Source organism: Streptomyces sp. CB03234 (assembly GCF_001905885.1).
Classification (GTDB): domain Bacteria; phylum Actinomycetota; class Actinomycetes; order Streptomycetales; family Streptomycetaceae; genus Streptomyces.
In genome coordinates, this window is record NZ_LIYH01000001.1 from 438,862 (window position 1) to 453,516 (window position 14,655).

Genomic DNA, 14,655 nt, shown 5'->3' on the forward strand with positions numbered 1-14,655 from the left:
GCCCGGAAGTTGATCAGCCCTTGGTCCTAGGGCGCGCGTCCCGGCGCGCGTCCCTGGCGATCACCGCCAGGTCCGGGAAGTCGGTCACCACCGCGTCCACCCCGAGCGCGAAGTGGCGGGCGTACTCCCCGAAGGCGTCCCCGAAGGCGTTGGGGTCGGTGCCGCGCCGCAGCTCCGCCGGGAGGTACTGGTTCTCGGCGCGGAAGGTGTACGCGCCGACCTTCAGCCCCGCCGCGTGGGCGTCCGCGAGCAGGGTCGAGGGCGGCACCAGGGACGACTTGTCGGGGCCGATCCACTGCGCGTACGCGGCGATCGCCCGCAGCCCGGCCGGGGTCATCATGTCCCGGTACGTCAGGGGATGCCCGTACGGGCCGCCACTGGTGCCGAGGGCCTGCCAGAGCGGGACGCGCAGCCGCTCCTCGGCGAGCCGCAGCAGGCTGGACGGCTCGAAGGACTGGATCACGCACTCGCGCGGGCCGAGCCGGTTGCGGCGGACGAGATCCGCGAGGACGGGCTCCAGGGGCAGGCCCAGGGAGCGGAAGTACGACGGGTGCTTGGTCTCCGGGAAGACGGTGACGGTCCGCCCGTGGCGCCGGGACAGCCGGCGCGCCAGATCGACCACCTCCTGGAAGGTCAGCACTTCCTGGTGCCCGTCGAAGACGGTGTTCCGGTTCCGTACGAGGGGGAGGCGTTCGACCGCCCGCAGGGTCTTCAGCTCCGCGAGCGTGAAGTCCTCGGTGAACCAGCCGGTGACGGCCCGCCCGTCGACGGTCCTGGTGGTGCGGCGCCCGGCGAACTCGGGGCGCCGGGCGACGTCCGTGGTGCCCGAGATCTCGTTCTCGTGGCGCACCACGAGGTGGTGGTCCCTGGTGGGGACGAGGTCCGGCTCGATCCAGTCGGCGCCGGTCTCGACGGCGAACGTGTAGGACGCGGCGGTGTGTTCGGGGCGCCAGCCGGCCGCGCCCCGGTGGCCGATCACCACCGGCCGGGGGGCGACGGCCGCCGCATAGGCGGGGGCGGCGGATACGGAGGGGGTGGCGGATACGGAAGTGGCGGCGGCGGTCGCGCCCGCCGCGAGGAGTACCGAGCGACGTCTCATGGGCCCGGACGGTAAGGGCACGACAGGGGCGCGCCCAGGCCACTTCACGCGCTGTGCGGGCGGTTTTCACCCCCCGTACCGCACCCGACCGCACCCGACCGCACCCGACCGCACCGGACCCGCACCGCACCGCGCAAACGGCAGGAGCCCGGCGCATGACGCGCCGGGGCTCCTGCCACAAGACGGATCAGGCGGACCTGACCGCCACCAGCTTCTGCCGGACGAACCCGACGACGGCCAGGAACAGCGTCAGACCGCCCGTGTAGTACAGCTGCTCTCGGGTGCCGGCGTCGCGCGCCATCAGGACGAACACCGCTGCCATGCCGGCCAGCGCCACCCACGTCAGGTACGGGTAGAGCCACATCTTCACGACCAGCTTCTCGGGCGCCTCGCGCTCCAGCCGGCGGCGCAGCAGCAGCTGCGAGACGGCGATGAAGAACCACACGACCAGGATGATCGCCCCGATCATGTTGAGCAGCCAGGCGAACAGGTCGTCGGGCCGCCAGTAGCTGAGCAGCACGCACACGAAGCCGAACACGGACGACGCCAGCACCGCGATGCGCGGCACCCCGCCGGAGACCTGCCCGAGCAGCTTCGGGCCCATACCGCGCGCCACCAGCGAGCAGGCCATGCGCGAGGCGCCGTAGATGTTGGCGTTCATCGCCGAGAGCAGGGCGATCAGCACGACCACGTTCATGATCTGGCCGGCGGCCGGGATGCCCAGGAAGTCCAGCGTGGCGACGTACGGGCCCTTCTCGGCGACCGACTCGTGCGTCCAGGGCAGCAGGGTGACCACGACGGCCATCGACCCGACGTAGAAGATCGCGATCCGCCACATCGCCGTACGTACGGCCTTGGCGACGCCCTGGACCGGGTGCTCGGACTCGGCGGCGGCGATGGTGACCGTCTCCAGGCCGCCGTACGCGAAGACGGAGGCGAGCAGGCCGACGATCAGTCCCTCGGTGCCGTTGGGCATGAAGCCGCCGTGGCCGGTGAGGTTGGTGGCGCCGGGGGCGTCGGTGCCGGGCAGCACGCCCGCGATGGCCAGCACGCCGATGCCCAGGAAGAGGACGATCGCGCCGACCTTGAGGGCGGCGAACCAGAACTCGAACTCGCCGAAGTTCTTCACGGCCGCCAGGTTCGTGGCGCAGAACAGCGTCATGAACAGGGCCACCCACGCCCACTCCGGGGTGCCGGGGAACCAGCTCACCATGATCTGCGCGGCGCCCATGCCCTCCAGGCCGACCGCCACGCACAGCAGGAACCAGAAGGACCAGCCGGCCGTGAAGCCCGCCCACGGGCCGATGGCCCGCTCGGAGTGCACCGAGAACGAGCCGGAGGCCGGATTGGCCGCCGACATCTCGCCCAGCATGCGCATCACCAGCATGACGAGGGCGCCGGAGATCGCGTACGCGAGGATGATCGACGGACCGGCGGCCGCGATGGCCTGGCCGGAGCCGACGAACAGCCCGGCGCCGATGACGCCGCCGAGGGCGATCATCGACAGATGGCGTTGCTTGAGGCCGTGCGAGAGCGGCGCGTCGACCGGCGCCGGCTCCACCGGCGTCGAGTCGGCGGGCGCGGAGGTCCGAGACATGGGCATGCCCTGTTCAGTAGCTGAGACGGGGTGCGGGTGCGTGTGCGACCCGACGAGTCCGGGCGCGGCCCACAGTCTGGGCGGGCACACCGCTCACAGGGAACATCCGCCCGCTATACGGACACCGTGCTCACACAATGTGAAGGATCACCTACACAACCATCACATGGAACGGGTACGCAACTCCCGCACCCACGCCACCACCAGTACCGCCCCGGTCGCCGCCGCCGACCACAGCACCTGCGGCCGCGCCCCGTCGTCCAGCAGCATCAGCACCAGCACCGCCGCCATGGCCGCCAGCGCGGCCCACGTCAGCCACGGGAAACCCCACATCCGAAGCGTCAGCTTCTGGGGCGCCTCGGTCTCGATCCGCCGCCGCAGCCGCAGCTGCGACACCGCGATCAGACCCCAGACGAACAGCAGGACGGCCCCGACCGCGTTCAGCATGTAGAGGAACACCGAGTCCGGCCACTTCAGATTGAGCAGTACGGAGACGAAGCCGAACGCCACCGACGCCAGCACCGCCCTGCGCGGCACCCCGCCGCCCGACACCGCCAGCAGCCCCTTCGGTGCCTCGCCGCGCTCCGCGAGCGAGAACACCATCCGCGACGAGCCGTACAGGTTGGCGTTGAGCGCCGACAGCAGCGCCACGAACACGACCACGTTCATGATCTGCCCGGCGGCCGGCACCCCGATCGCGTCCAGCACCGCGACGTACGGGCTCTGCCCCGGCTCCATCGACGTCCACGGCAGCAGCGTCACGACGACCAGCATCGAACCGACGTAGAACAAGAGGATCCGCCACACCGCGCTGCGCACCGCCCGCGCCACATTGCGCGCCGGGTCCTCCGACTCGGCGGCGGCGATCGTCACGACCTCCAGCCCGCCGAACGCGAACACCACCGCGAGCACCCCGGAGACGACTCCGTCCCAGCCGTTCGGCAGGAAACCACCCTGCCCGGTGAGGTTCGCGAGCCCCACCGGCTCCGTGTCCGGCAGCCATCCGGCGACCGCCAGCACGCCCAGGCCCAGGAACAGCACGATCGCGCCGACCTTCAGCGCCGCGAACCAGAACTCGAACTCACCGAAGTTCTTCACCGCCGCCAGGTTGGCGACCGTGAACACCACCATGAAGATCAGCACCCAGGTCCACTGCGGAACCCCCGGCACCCAGCCGTTGGCGATCCGCGCCGCGCCCGTCGCCTCCACCGCCAGCACGACCACGAGCAGGAACCAGTACAGCCAGCCGACCGAGAACCCGGCCCAGCGCCCCAGCGCCCGCTCCGCGTGCACCGAGAACGCGCCCGACGCGGGCATCGCCGCCGACATCTCCCCGAGCATTCGCATGATCAGCATCGCGAGCGCGCCCGCGATCAGATACGACAGGACGATCCCCGGCCCGGCGACCGCGATCCCGGCGCCCGAGCCGACGAACAGTCCGGCGCCGATCACCCCGCCCAGGCCGAGCATCGTCAGGTGCCGCTGCTTCAGCCCGTGCGACAGAGGCTCGGGCGCCGGGGCGAGCGGCGTGGGCGGGGCCGTGGGCGGGGCGTCGTGCATGGCGCTCGTACTCTCAGGTATTTGGAAGGACCCCACAGTCTCTCCGGGAACCGGCCCCTGGCGCAAAAGGGACCCTCCACCCGACCTCCCCAGTGACGAGCATCACGCCCGCCGAGGCATATCCCCGGCCCTTTGTACGAACCCCACCAACGCTCCGTCAGCCGCTTTGTGGTCGGCGGACGGTGATCGGTCGTTCACTCGTGGGCTACGGTCAGCAGGTCCTGACCTGTCCTCACCCCGCCGGAGTCCCGATGAGCACCGCCGCCGCCCCCGCCCGTACCGGAGTGGTCCTGGCCGACCTCCTGCCTTCCAGTCGTGTGCGCGACATCGCGCTCGTGGCCGGCGGCGCCGCGCTCACCGGCATCGCCGCGCAGATCGCCGTGCCGGTCCCCGGCTCGCCGGTCCCGGTCTCCGGCCAGACCTTCGCGGCCCTGCTCGTCGGCACCGCCCTCGGCGCCCGCCGCGGCTTCCTCTCCCTCGCGCTGTACGCGGTGGCGGGCATGGCCGGCGTGCCGTGGTTCGCCCAGGCCACGTCCGGGTACGCGATGCCGTCCTTCGGCTACATCCTCGGCATGCTGCTCGCCGCCACCGTCGTCGGCGCCCTCGCGCGGCGCGGCGCCGACCGCTCCGTCCCGCGCATGGCGGGCACCATGGCGCTCGGCTCCCTCATCATCTACGCGGTCGGCGTGCCGTACCTGGCCCTCGCGGCCGGCATGACGCTGCCGCAGGCGGTGACGGCCGGCCTGGTGCCGTTCCTGATCGGCGACGCGCTGAAGGCGGCCCTCGCGATGGGCCTGCTGCCCACGGCGTGGAAGGTCATCGGCCGCAAGGGCTGACGTAGTTTTTGCTGAAGAGGTTCGCCGGGTCGTACCGCTCCTTGACCCGCGCGAGCCTCTTCTCCGTCTCCGGGTCGAACAGTCCCGCCCTGTCCCCGCCCCCGAAGCAGAAGTTGAGCGACCGGCCGAGCGTCACCGGCGCGAGGGCCGCGAACACCTCCCCGTACAGGGCCCGTACGGCAGGCAGGTCCGTGCCGTCCAGCCCCGACAGGACCTGCACCAGGAAGCGCGCCTCGCGGTGCGGCACGGCATTGGGGTGGTCCTCGGTCAGCGCCCCGCCCAAGTGCCTGACCTGCGTCACCGTCCACACCGGGGACTCCGGCCCCGTCAGCGCCAGCAGCCGCCGGGCGTCCGCGCCGGACAGCTCACGCACCATCACGTTGTCCCCGTAGTACGCGTGCGGCCGCTCAGGGTCGCTGTGGATCGTCGCCGACTCGGTGTACGGCATCTCCCGCAGCGTGTCCTGCACGCACGGGCCGATGGCCCGCAGCGGCTCCACCAGCCGCTCGCCCTCCGCGGCGCTCCCGGTGTACGCGACCCGGACCGACGCCGTGTACCGGCCGCGCAGATGCTCCGGTACGAACGGGACGTCGGGGAAGACCATCACGCTCAGGGCCGACGTCACCGTGTCCGGCACGGTCCGCGTCCACTCCAGGTACGTCCGCACCGCCTCGTCCACCAGCCCGCCCTCGAACATCAGCGACCCGCCGTACAGCCGGGTCACCGGCACCAGGCCCACCTCCATCGCGGTGACGACGCACAGGGCGTGCCCGCCGCCGAGCAGCGCCCCGTACAGCTCGGGCTCGGCCCGGGCGGTCACGTGCCGCAGCTCCCCGTCGGCCGTCACCACCTCCAGGGCGCGCACATGGTCCGCGGCGTACCCGAACTCCCGCGCGAGCACGCCCAGCCCGCCACCCAGCGTGTACGAGACGGCGCCCACGCCCGGCGCGGACCCGCTCAGCGGCGCCAGCCCGTGCGGCGCGGCCGCCTCGACGACCCGCCCCCAGCGGACGCCCGCCTCGATCCGGGCGGTGCGCGCCTCGGCGTCGATCCGCACGCCGTCCATGCGGCGCGTGGAGACCAGGACGCCGCCCTCCGCCGCCCCTGGCAGCCCGTGCCCGGTGGCCTGGACGCCGACCGGCAGGCCGCGCCCGGCGGCGTACGCGACGGCCCGGCGTACGTCGTCGGCGCCCGTCGCCGCGACGACCAGGTCGGGGCGGTGGGTGAAGCCGGTCTGGAACCCGGCGAGTTCGGCGTCGTACCCGGCGCCGCCGGGGCGATACGTGATCATGGAAAAGGCCCTCCGTCCACTCGGTGGTGTACGGAGAGCCTTTCGCTCATACCTGACAGAACCGGTCAGGTATTGACCTGCCGCTTGCGGGCCCGGTCGAGCACGACACCGATGGTCACGACGATGACGGCGACGGCGACCGAGGACAGCACGACCTCACGGTTGTCCTTGTCGTAGACCATGTAGGCCAGGACGAAGGTGATCATCGCGGCGGTCGCCCACGTCAGGTACGGGAAGAGCCACATCCTCACGGTCAGCTTCTCGGGCGCCTCGCGCAGCAGGATTCCGCGCATCCGCAGCTGGGTGAAACAGATCACCAGCCAGACGAACAGCGCGACCGCGCCGGAGGAGCTCAGCAGGAAGTCGAAGACCGTGTCCTTGTACGCGTAGTTCGCCCACACCGCGCCGAAGCCGAAGACCACCGAGCCCAGGATCGCGGCGGTCGGCACGCCCTTGGCGTTGACCTTGGCGAAGGCCTTCGGCGCGTCTCCGCGCTCACCCAGCGAGAACGCCATGCGGGAGGCCGTGTACAGGCCCGAGTTCAGGCAGGACAGCACGGCCGTCAGGACGATCACGTTCATGATCTGGCCGGCGTGCGCGATGCCGATGGAGTCCAGGGCCGCCACGTACGAGCCCTTCTCGACGATCGACTCGTCGTTCCAGGGCAGGAGGGTGAGGACGACGAAGACCGAGCCCAGGTAGAAGACCGCGATACGCCAGATCACGCTGTTGGTGGCCTTGGTGACCGCACGGCGCGGGTCCTCCGACTCACCGGCGGCCAGCGTGACGATCTCGCTGCCCATGAAGGAGAAGACGACCATCAGTACGCCGGTGAGGATGGCGCCGGCGCCGTTCGGGAAGAAGCCGCCGCTGTCGGTGAGGTGGGCGAAGCCCGCGCCGGGGTTGTCGGAGCCGGGCAGGAAGCCGAACACCGCCAGCAGGCCGACGACCACGAACGCGCCGATGGCGACGACCTTGATGCCCGCGAACCAGAACTCGAACTCGCCGTAGGAGGAGACGGAGACCAGGTTCGTCGCCGTCAGCACCACCATGACGATCAGCGCCCAGGCCCACTGCGGCACGGCCGGGATCCAGCTCTCCAGGATCACCGCACCCGCGGTCGCCTCGACCGCCAGCACCACCACCCAGAAGAACCAGTACAGCCAGCCGATCGAGAAGCCCGCCCAGCGGCCGAGCGCGCGGTCGGCGTACGCGGAGAAGGAGCCCGAGTTGGGGCTCGCGGCCGCCATCTCGCCGAGCATCCGCATCACGAACACGACCATCGCGCCGACGAGGGCGTACGAGATGAGGATGGCCGGGCCGGCCTTGGCGATACCGCCGGAGGACCCGACGAACAGGCCGGCGCCGATCACTCCACCGATGGCGATCATGGAAAGGTGGCGGTTCTTGAGCCCGGCCTTGAGACCGTCGGAAGGCTGCGGAGTACCGGGTTCGCCGGTCGTTCCGCCTTCCTTCCGCAGGGTCGACTGCGTCGTCATGGACGAATCCTTATGTCTGGGGTGCACTCGGGTCACGAGCCCGTGCATGGAAACCCGAGACGGTGAGAGGTCGAAAGGCCCGATTCCGGATCGTGATACGCGGGCCCCGCTGACAGCTGCCCCGTGCCGTGCGTGCCACACTCGGACCCATGCGCGTGTACCTCGGCTCCGACCATGCCGGCTTCGAACTCAAGAACCACCTCGTCGAGTGGCTCAAGGCCCACGGCCACGAGCCCGTCGACTGCGGCCCCCACATCTACGACGCCCAGGACGACTACCCGCCGTTCTGCCTCCGCGCGGCCGAGAAGACCGCCGCGGACCCGGACAGCCTGGGCATCGTGATCGGCGGCTCCGGCAACGGCGAGCAGATCGCCGCGAACAAGGTGAAGGGCGTGCGGGCGGCGCTGGCCTGGAGCGAGCAGACCGCCGCGCTCGGCCGCGAGCACAACAACGCGAACGTCGTCGCCATCGGCGGCCGGATGCACTCCGTGGAGGAGTCCACGAAGTTCGTGGAGACCTTCCTGGGCACCCCGTACTCGGGTGAGGAGCGTCACACCCGCCGCATCGAGATGCTCTCGGCGTACGAAACCACCGGCGAGCTCCCCCCGATCCCGCCCCACCACCCCCAGCAGCCCTGACCCCGTAAGCGCGCCCGCAGCCGCCCCGCTTGTGGGCAGTCGTTCCGCAGGGCGGTCCCCCTGCCCCTCCCCGTCGCGGGCAACCGCCCCGCCGGGGGCTCGCTGTCCCTTCCCCGTTGTGGGCAGTCGTTCCGCAGGGCGGAACGGGTGGGCACAACGGAACGGGGCGGCGCCCTTTCTCGGTGCCCCCCGGAGCGGTGCCGGACCGGCGGCGGCCCCCGGTGGGTGGGGGCGACCCTGCACGGCCACACCCGGGCGGTCCGCCGGGTGCAGGCCGGTTCGCCGACGAACACCGTAGGAGCATCGACGCCATGCCCGAAGGGCATACGATCCACCGCCTCGCCGAGGACCACCTCGCCCGCTTCGGCGGCCACACCGTCCGCGTGACCAGCCCCCAGGGCAAGTTCTCCGACAGCGCCGCCCTCCTCGACGGCCAGGTCCTCCAGACCGTCGACGCGCACGGCAAGCACCTGTTCCTCGGGTTCGCGGACAGCGGCTGGGTGCACATCCACCTCGGGCTCTTCGGCAAGCTCGGCTTCGGTACGACGCCCGCGCCGCCGCCCACCGAGACCGTACGCCTGCGGCTGGTCAACCACGCGCACTACGCGGATCTGCGCGGGCCCACCACCTGCGCCCTGATCACCGAGCCGGAGAAGCGGGCGATACACGAGCGGCTCGGGCCGGACCCGCTGCGACACGGCGACGACCCCGACAGGGCGTGGCGGCGGATCTCCAGGAGCCGCACCACCATCGCCGCCCTGCTCATGGACCAGAAGGTCATCGCGGGCGTCGGCAACGTCTACCGCGCCGAGGTCCTCTTCCGGCACGGCATCGACCCCTACCGCGCGGGCAAGGACCTCGCCCGGGCCGAGTGGGACGCGATCTGGGCCGACCTCGTCGCGCTGATGCGCGAGGGCGTGCGCAACAACCGCATCGACACCGTCCGCCCCGAACACACCCCCGAGGCCATGGGCCGCCCGCCGCGGGTGGACGACCACGGCGGCGAGGTGTACGTCTACCGCCGGGCCAACCTGCCCTGCCACATCTGTGGCGGCGAGATCCGCACCGCCGGTCTCGCCGCCCGCAACCTCTTCTGGTGCCCGACCTGTCAGAAGCCGTGAGGCAGCCAGGGCGCGACCGGTGAGCCGAAGGCCAGGGAGGCCTCGGCCAGGGCACCCTGCCGCTCCTCGCGCACCAGGCCCGCGCCCGCCAGCGACGCGAGGGACGTCCCGCCCAGGTACGCCGCGCCCAGCTCCCGTACCGACAAGGAGAGGTCCGCCGGGTCCTCCGTACGCGCGCACGTCGCGCCCTTGGTGTCGCCCGACAGCCGCCAACGCCCCGTGTTCCACGGGCAGAAGGCGTCGTCCACCGCCAACACCACGTCCACCGGGGCCTGGTACGTACGGGCCTCCAGCGCCGCGGGCAGGTCCACGAGGCGTACGTGCAGCCCGTCCTGGACACGCAGGTTGCAGCGCCGGATGTCGGAGACCAGGTGCTGCCAGGGGTCGTCCACCGGACGGTTGTGAACCTGGAGAATCGACATCAGGTCGATCCCGAACAGGAAACGCCACACCGCCGCGTACGCCGCCGGGTCCAGCGCGCCCATGTGCCGCAGCCGCACCGTCCCCTTCGGGCCCGCCGCCTCCCACTCCGGCTTGGTGCTGTACAGCGCGAAGCCGACGGTCTCGCCGTCCCGCTCGGCCAGCACGCACTGGAGCGGTGACCCGCCGCCCCGGTCCCCCGGAGGGTCCAGCAGCGGGAGCCGCTCCCAGCCCGGCCGGCGGGCCAGCATCCCCGGCCGCTCCGGCACCAGCCGCGCGTACACCGCCTCGCACGCGGCGCTCGCCTCCGCGGGCGCCACGAGCCGCAGCGCTACGTCATCCGTCCCCGGCGGAACGGACAGACGCACCCGATTCGTGTCGATCTCGGCGCGCAGCTGCCTGGTGGCGATGCCGTAACCGAACCGCCCGTAAATGGCCGGTTCCGACGCCGTCAGCACGGCCAGCGGCTCACCCCACGCGAAGACGTCGTCGAGCTGGCGCCGCATCATCGACGTGAGGATCCCGCGCCGCCGGTGCGTCGACGCCACGCTCACCATCGTCACGCCCGCCGCCGGCATCACAGCGCCGCCCGGCACGGACAGCCGGAACGAGAACGCCCCGGCCGTACCGACGCACACGTCCCCGTCCCAGACGCCGAGCGAGCGCTCACGCTCGGTGAGGGCGTCCCACAGTTCCCGCTCCTGCGGGGCCTCCGCCACGCCGCCGAAAGCCAGCTCCAACTGCCCGTACCAGTGGTCCCATTCGGCCGACCGCAGCACCCGTAAGTCTGTCGTCATATGCCATGCGTATCAGGCGCGAGCCACCGCGGCGACCCAATTTCGAACGCAATGTCACAGGGGTCCCCCTGCACGGGGCCCCACCGGGTGGATAGGGTCCAGGCCAATGGCCCGCAGCGCACGAATGGACGCGTATCTGGCCCGGATGCGGAAGAACGCACGCCGGGTCAAAGTCGGCCTGCGCAAATCCGGCGTCGACTACTTCCGCGGCGACGGCTCCGACTGGATCGCCCTGGTGGGCCTGCTGCTCACCATCCCGGCGATCACGCTCCTCACCATCGCCACCCCCGTGTGGGCCGCGCCCGCCGCACTCGTCCTGCCCATCGTGGCGGGCGGCCTGCTGCTGCGCCCGGCCAGCCTGCTCGGCCTGTACGCGGCGGCCGCCGGCGCCCTGATCGTCGAGTCCGCCATCCTCGGCCCGTACACCGAGGGCGCGGCCCGCGTCACGCCCGGCACCGTCCTGGTGGTGGCCGCGTGCGGGCTGTTCGGGCTGCTGATCGCCCAGTTCCGGGCCCGGGTGGGCGTGCCGTGGCGGCGCGGCGGCACCATGCTGTTCGACCTGCGCGAACGCATCCGGGTGCAGAGCGCCCTGCCCCCGCTGCCCAAGGGCTGGCACCACGAGATGGCGCTGCGCCCGGCGGGCGGCCAGTCCTTCTCGGGCGACTTCGTCGTCGCGGCCCGCACGAACGGCGGCCGCACCCTGGAGGTCGTCCTGACCGACGTGTCCGGCAAGGGCATGGACGCGGGCTCCCGCGCCCTGCTGCTGTCCGGCGCCTTCGGTGGACTGCTCGGCTCGCTGCCGCCGCACGGCTTCCTGCCGGCCGCCAACGGCTACCTGCTGCGCCAGGACTGGGACGAGGGCTTCGCGACCTCCATCCACCTGGTCCTCGACCTCGAATCGGGCGACTACGAGCTGCTGTCGGCGGGGCACCTGCCGGCGCTCCAGCTGCACGCGGGCAGCGGCCGGTGGGAGGAGAAGTCCGGCGAGGGCCCGCTGCTGGGCGTGTACGACCGTGCCGAGTTCCACCCGGTCAAGGGCTCGCTGCGGCCCGGTGACGTCCTGATGCTGTTCACCGACGGCCTGGTCGAGGCGGCGGACCGGGACATCACCGAGGGCATCGACCGGCTCACCGGCGAGGCCGACCGCTATGTCACCGCCGGCTTCGAGGGGGCGGCCTGGCACCTGATCGAGGCGTGCGCGAAGGACGTCAACGACGACCGGGCGCTGCTGCTCATCACCCGTGACGCGTAAGGGGTAGCTCTTGTTGACTCTCGCCGAGGTCGAGGCGATCGCCCGCGAGGCCCACGTCGGCCAGACCGACAAGGCGGGCCGCCCCTACGCCGAGCACCTCCAGGCGGTCGCGGAAGGGGTACGGGCCCGGGGCGGCAGCGACGAGCAGGTCGCCGCGGCGTGGCTGCACGACGCCGTGGAGGACGACCGGCTGCCGGAGGAGTGGCTCCGGGGCGCGGCCCTGCCGCAGGCGGTCAAGGACATGGTGCTGGCGCTCACCAAGCGGCCGGGCGAGGACCTGGAGGCGTACACCGCCCGTGTCCTGGCCGTGCCGGGCGCTCGCCTCGTCAAGGAGGCCGACCTGGCGCACAACGCCGACCCGGACCGCCTCGCCGTCCTGGACGAGGCGACCCGGGCCCGGCTGACGGCCAAGTACGCGAGGGTCCGCGCCCTGCTGGGCCTCAGCGGCGGCTGAGGTCTGGTACGTCGCGGCGGAATGCCCACTCCATCTTCGGCTCGGTCACCCACCGCAGCGCCCGCCGCACCGGCGGGGTGCACATCGCGGTCACCGCGGCGGCGAACACCACCGTGACGACGACCCGCCCGAGGGGCGTGTCCAGCCGGTACGCCGGGACGAGCGCCCAGTACTCCATGCCCTTCACCAGGAACCCGTGCAGCAGGTAGCCGCAGATGGTGCCCGCCCCGAGGACGGTGAACCAGGTCCGCCGGCGCGGCACCCAGGCGAGGAAGGCCGCGGTCAGCACCAGCGCGCAGCCGAACAGCGAGACCGTCATGACCGGCCCCGCCCACCAGGGCGCGTCCAGCTCCTCGGCGCTGGTGGAGCGGTAGAACCAGCCCATCCGGATGTCGGGCGCGATCCAGTACGTGAACGCCAGCGCGCCCAGCGCGACCGGTACGGCGAGCAGCCGTGCCGCCCGGCGCCGCAGCAGCTGGAAGTGCTCGGGCTTCAGCGACAGGCCCAGGACGAAGAACGGCAGGAACTGCAGCACCCGCTGGAGGTCCAGGTCCTGGCCGATGCCGGGGGTGAGCGAGCCGAGCGCGGCGATGACCAGGGCGACGGGCAGCGGGTGGCGGATGGTGCGCCACAGGGGCGTGGACAGCCGCCAGACGAACAGCGCGATGAGGAACCAGGTGAGGTAGATGGGGTCGGTCAGGCTGATGGCCTGGTCCGGGGTGCCGCCGTACCAGCGCCGGTAGAGGGAGTACGCCACCTCGAAGACCAGGTACGGCACGACGAGGCCGGTGACCAGGCGCTTCAGCTGGTCGGGGCGTCCGGTGAAGCTCCGCGAGAAGTAGCCGGAGATCACGATGAACGCCGGCATGTGGAAGGTGTAGACGAACATGTAGAGCGCCCGCGTCGCCCGGCTGCCGTCCATGACCGGCTCCCACGCGTGCGCCACGGCCACGAGCACGATCGCCAGGTACTTGGCGTTGTCGAAGAACGCGTCCCGGCCGGGTCTGTCCGTCCCGCGCTCGCGGGTGCTCGTGGTGGTCTCGGGCTCCCGGACCGGCGGGAGCAGGGCCTGCTGATTTCCATGCGGAGCCTGGAACATTTGAGGCACCCTAGCGACGCCTCCACCAATTCGTAAAACCCGCTGTGCGGCCCTCGTATTCGTATCTGACACCACCCCCAACCGCCACCTATGCCCCAATTAATCCCCCTTATATGGGGCATATTGCCACGCTGTCTTTGACGGAGAATTACTCGCCGGACACGCTGCGAATTTCCTGTGACCACTCTGTGTGCGACACGAAACGATCGCATTGAATTCGTAGTCTGCTTTTCCGCCCGCCGCCCGGCCTGGTCAGGGCCGCGGCGCGTGCTTGTGTGAACGATGTGTCAGCGGCCCTCACACGTGGGGATGTTGGTGGCACGATGGAGCCAACGGGGGGCGCCGGGCCGCGCACCCCGGGGCCGGCAAGGCGGACCGACCGAGGGTGTGTGATCAGTTGTGGCCATTTCACTGTCCGTGGTGCTGCTGTTGGCGATCATCCTCGTGGTGTTGATCCGTGGCGGCTCCCTCAAAGCGGGCCCCGCGATAGTCGCCGTCCTGTTCGGCTTCTTCCTCGCCTCGTCCGGCATGGCGCCGTCGATACAGCGCTTCCTCGACTCGATCGCGGCCACCATCAACCAGATCAGTTTCTGACCGTTGCCGGCAGGTGCGCATGGGCTGAGAACGCGACAACGGCCCGGGGGAAGCTCACCGAGCCTCCCACCGGGCCGTGGCCGGATGGAGCGGGCGACGGGAATCGAACCCGCGTAGCTAGTTTGGAAGACTAGGGCTCTACCATTGAGCTACGCCCGCAAGCAACGCACCGCGGGTCACAGGACCGCGGCACGAACGCATCGTCATCGTAGCGGGTCGGTCCCGGTCGTCGCACACCCCTTAAACGTGCCGACGCACCGCCGTGGGGCATGTACCCTACGTGTCGCACCGACGGGGTGTGGCGCAGCTTGGTAGCGCGTCCGCTTTGGGAGCGGAAGGCCGTGGGTTCAAATCCCGCCACCCCGACCACACCACAAGCGCCGGATCACGTGCGCAAC

The 14,655-nt window shown here is 71.4% G+C and carries 13 protein-coding genes and 2 tRNA genes; 7 read left to right on the plus strand and 8 right to left on the minus strand.

The features are described 5' to 3' along the window. Positions 1-13: 13 nt before the first annotated feature. The 3 genes from AMK26_RS01965 to AMK26_RS01975 form a co-directional block, all read right to left on the minus strand. Positions 14-1,099, minus strand: coding sequence for a glycerophosphodiester phosphodiesterase family protein (locus AMK26_RS01965; RefSeq protein WP_073751177.1), 1,086 nt, complete (start codon positions 1,097-1,099; stop codon positions 14-16). A gap of 187 nt (positions 1,100-1,286) precedes the next feature. Continuing rightward, a complete protein-coding gene (locus AMK26_RS01970) occupies positions 1,287-2,696 on the minus strand; it encodes an amino acid permease (RefSeq protein ID WP_073752946.1) in 1,410 nt (469 codons plus the stop codon). A gap of 162 nt (positions 2,697-2,858) precedes the next feature. Next, on the minus strand, positions 2,859-4,256 hold the full coding sequence (locus AMK26_RS01975; RefSeq protein ID WP_073751179.1) for an amino acid permease: 1,398 nt from the start codon (positions 4,254-4,256) through the stop codon (positions 2,859-2,861). Positions 4,257-4,507: 251 nt separating this feature from the next. Here AMK26_RS01975 and AMK26_RS01980 point away from each other — a divergent pair, with 251 nt between their 5' ends. Then, entirely contained in the window at positions 4,508-5,092 is a 585-nt protein-coding gene (locus AMK26_RS01980; protein ID WP_073751181.1) for a biotin transporter BioY, read from the plus strand. Here AMK26_RS01980 and AMK26_RS01985 read toward each other — a convergent pair. Together AMK26_RS01985 and AMK26_RS01990 are read right to left on the minus strand one after the other, a co-directional pair. Next, on the minus strand, positions 5,073-6,383 hold the full coding sequence (locus AMK26_RS01985) for an FAD-binding oxidoreductase (RefSeq protein ID WP_073751183.1): 1,311 nt from the start codon (positions 6,381-6,383) through the stop codon (positions 5,073-5,075). The two genes, AMK26_RS01980 and AMK26_RS01985, sit on opposite strands and share 20 nt — an antisense overlap. 65 nt (positions 6,384-6,448) lie before the next feature. After that, positions 6,449-7,882 (minus strand): amino acid permease, encoded by a 1,434-nt coding sequence (locus AMK26_RS01990; protein WP_073751185.1) that lies wholly within the window; start codon positions 7,880-7,882, stop codon positions 6,449-6,451. 149 nt (positions 7,883-8,031) lie between these two features. On the opposite strand from AMK26_RS01990, the gene AMK26_RS01995 reads away from it, so the two are divergent. Together AMK26_RS01995 and AMK26_RS02000 are read left to right on the plus strand one after the other, a co-directional pair. Further along, positions 8,032-8,520 carry a ribose-5-phosphate isomerase gene (locus AMK26_RS01995; RefSeq protein ID WP_073751187.1) on the plus strand — a complete coding sequence of 163 codons (489 nt, stop codon included), beginning with the start codon at positions 8,032-8,034 and terminating at the stop codon, positions 8,518-8,520. A 311-nt stretch (positions 8,521-8,831) separates the two neighbouring features. After that, positions 8,832-9,641, plus strand: coding sequence for an Fpg/Nei family DNA glycosylase (locus AMK26_RS02000; protein WP_073751189.1), 810 nt, complete (start codon positions 8,832-8,834; stop codon positions 9,639-9,641). On the opposite strand, the gene AMK26_RS02005 is transcribed toward AMK26_RS02000, so the two are convergent. Next, positions 9,629-10,858: a GNAT family N-acetyltransferase gene (locus AMK26_RS02005; protein WP_073751191.1), complete on the minus strand. Its 1,230-nt coding sequence runs from the start codon at positions 10,856-10,858 to the stop codon at positions 9,629-9,631. The two genes, AMK26_RS02000 and AMK26_RS02005, sit on opposite strands and share 13 nt — an antisense overlap. A gap of 106 nt (positions 10,859-10,964) precedes the next feature. Here AMK26_RS02005 and AMK26_RS02010 point away from each other — a divergent pair, with 106 nt between their 5' ends. Both AMK26_RS02010 and AMK26_RS02015 read left to right on the plus strand, forming a co-directional pair. Further along, entirely contained in the window at positions 10,965-12,110 is a 1,146-nt protein-coding gene (locus AMK26_RS02010; RefSeq protein ID WP_073751193.1) for a PP2C family protein-serine/threonine phosphatase, read from the plus strand. Between the two features lie 13 nt (positions 12,111-12,123). Beyond that, the gene (locus AMK26_RS02015) at positions 12,124-12,564 is read left to right on the plus strand and encodes an HD domain-containing protein (RefSeq protein WP_073751195.1); all 441 of its coding nucleotides are present in this window, start codon (positions 12,124-12,126) and stop codon (positions 12,562-12,564) included. On the opposite strand, the gene AMK26_RS02020 is transcribed toward AMK26_RS02015, so the two are convergent. Then, positions 12,551-13,663 (minus strand): acyltransferase family protein, encoded by a 1,113-nt coding sequence (locus AMK26_RS02020; RefSeq protein WP_073751197.1) that lies wholly within the window; start codon positions 13,661-13,663, stop codon positions 12,551-12,553. The two genes, AMK26_RS02015 and AMK26_RS02020, sit on opposite strands and share 14 nt — an antisense overlap. A gap of 399 nt (positions 13,664-14,062) precedes the next feature. Between AMK26_RS02020 and AMK26_RS02025 the strand changes: the two genes are divergently transcribed. Next, positions 14,063-14,257, plus strand: coding sequence for a hypothetical protein (locus tag AMK26_RS02025; protein WP_073751199.1), 195 nt, complete (start codon positions 14,063-14,065; stop codon positions 14,255-14,257). Between the two features lie 85 nt (positions 14,258-14,342). On the opposite strand, the gene AMK26_RS02030 is transcribed toward AMK26_RS02025, so the two are convergent. Then, positions 14,343-14,416 (minus strand) — tRNA-Gly (locus AMK26_RS02030). Positions 14,417-14,549: 133 nt separating this feature from the next. Between AMK26_RS02030 and AMK26_RS02035 the strand changes: the two genes are divergently transcribed. After that, positions 14,550-14,626, plus strand: a tRNA-Pro gene (locus AMK26_RS02035). The last annotated feature ends 29 nt before the right edge of the window (positions 14,627-14,655 follow it).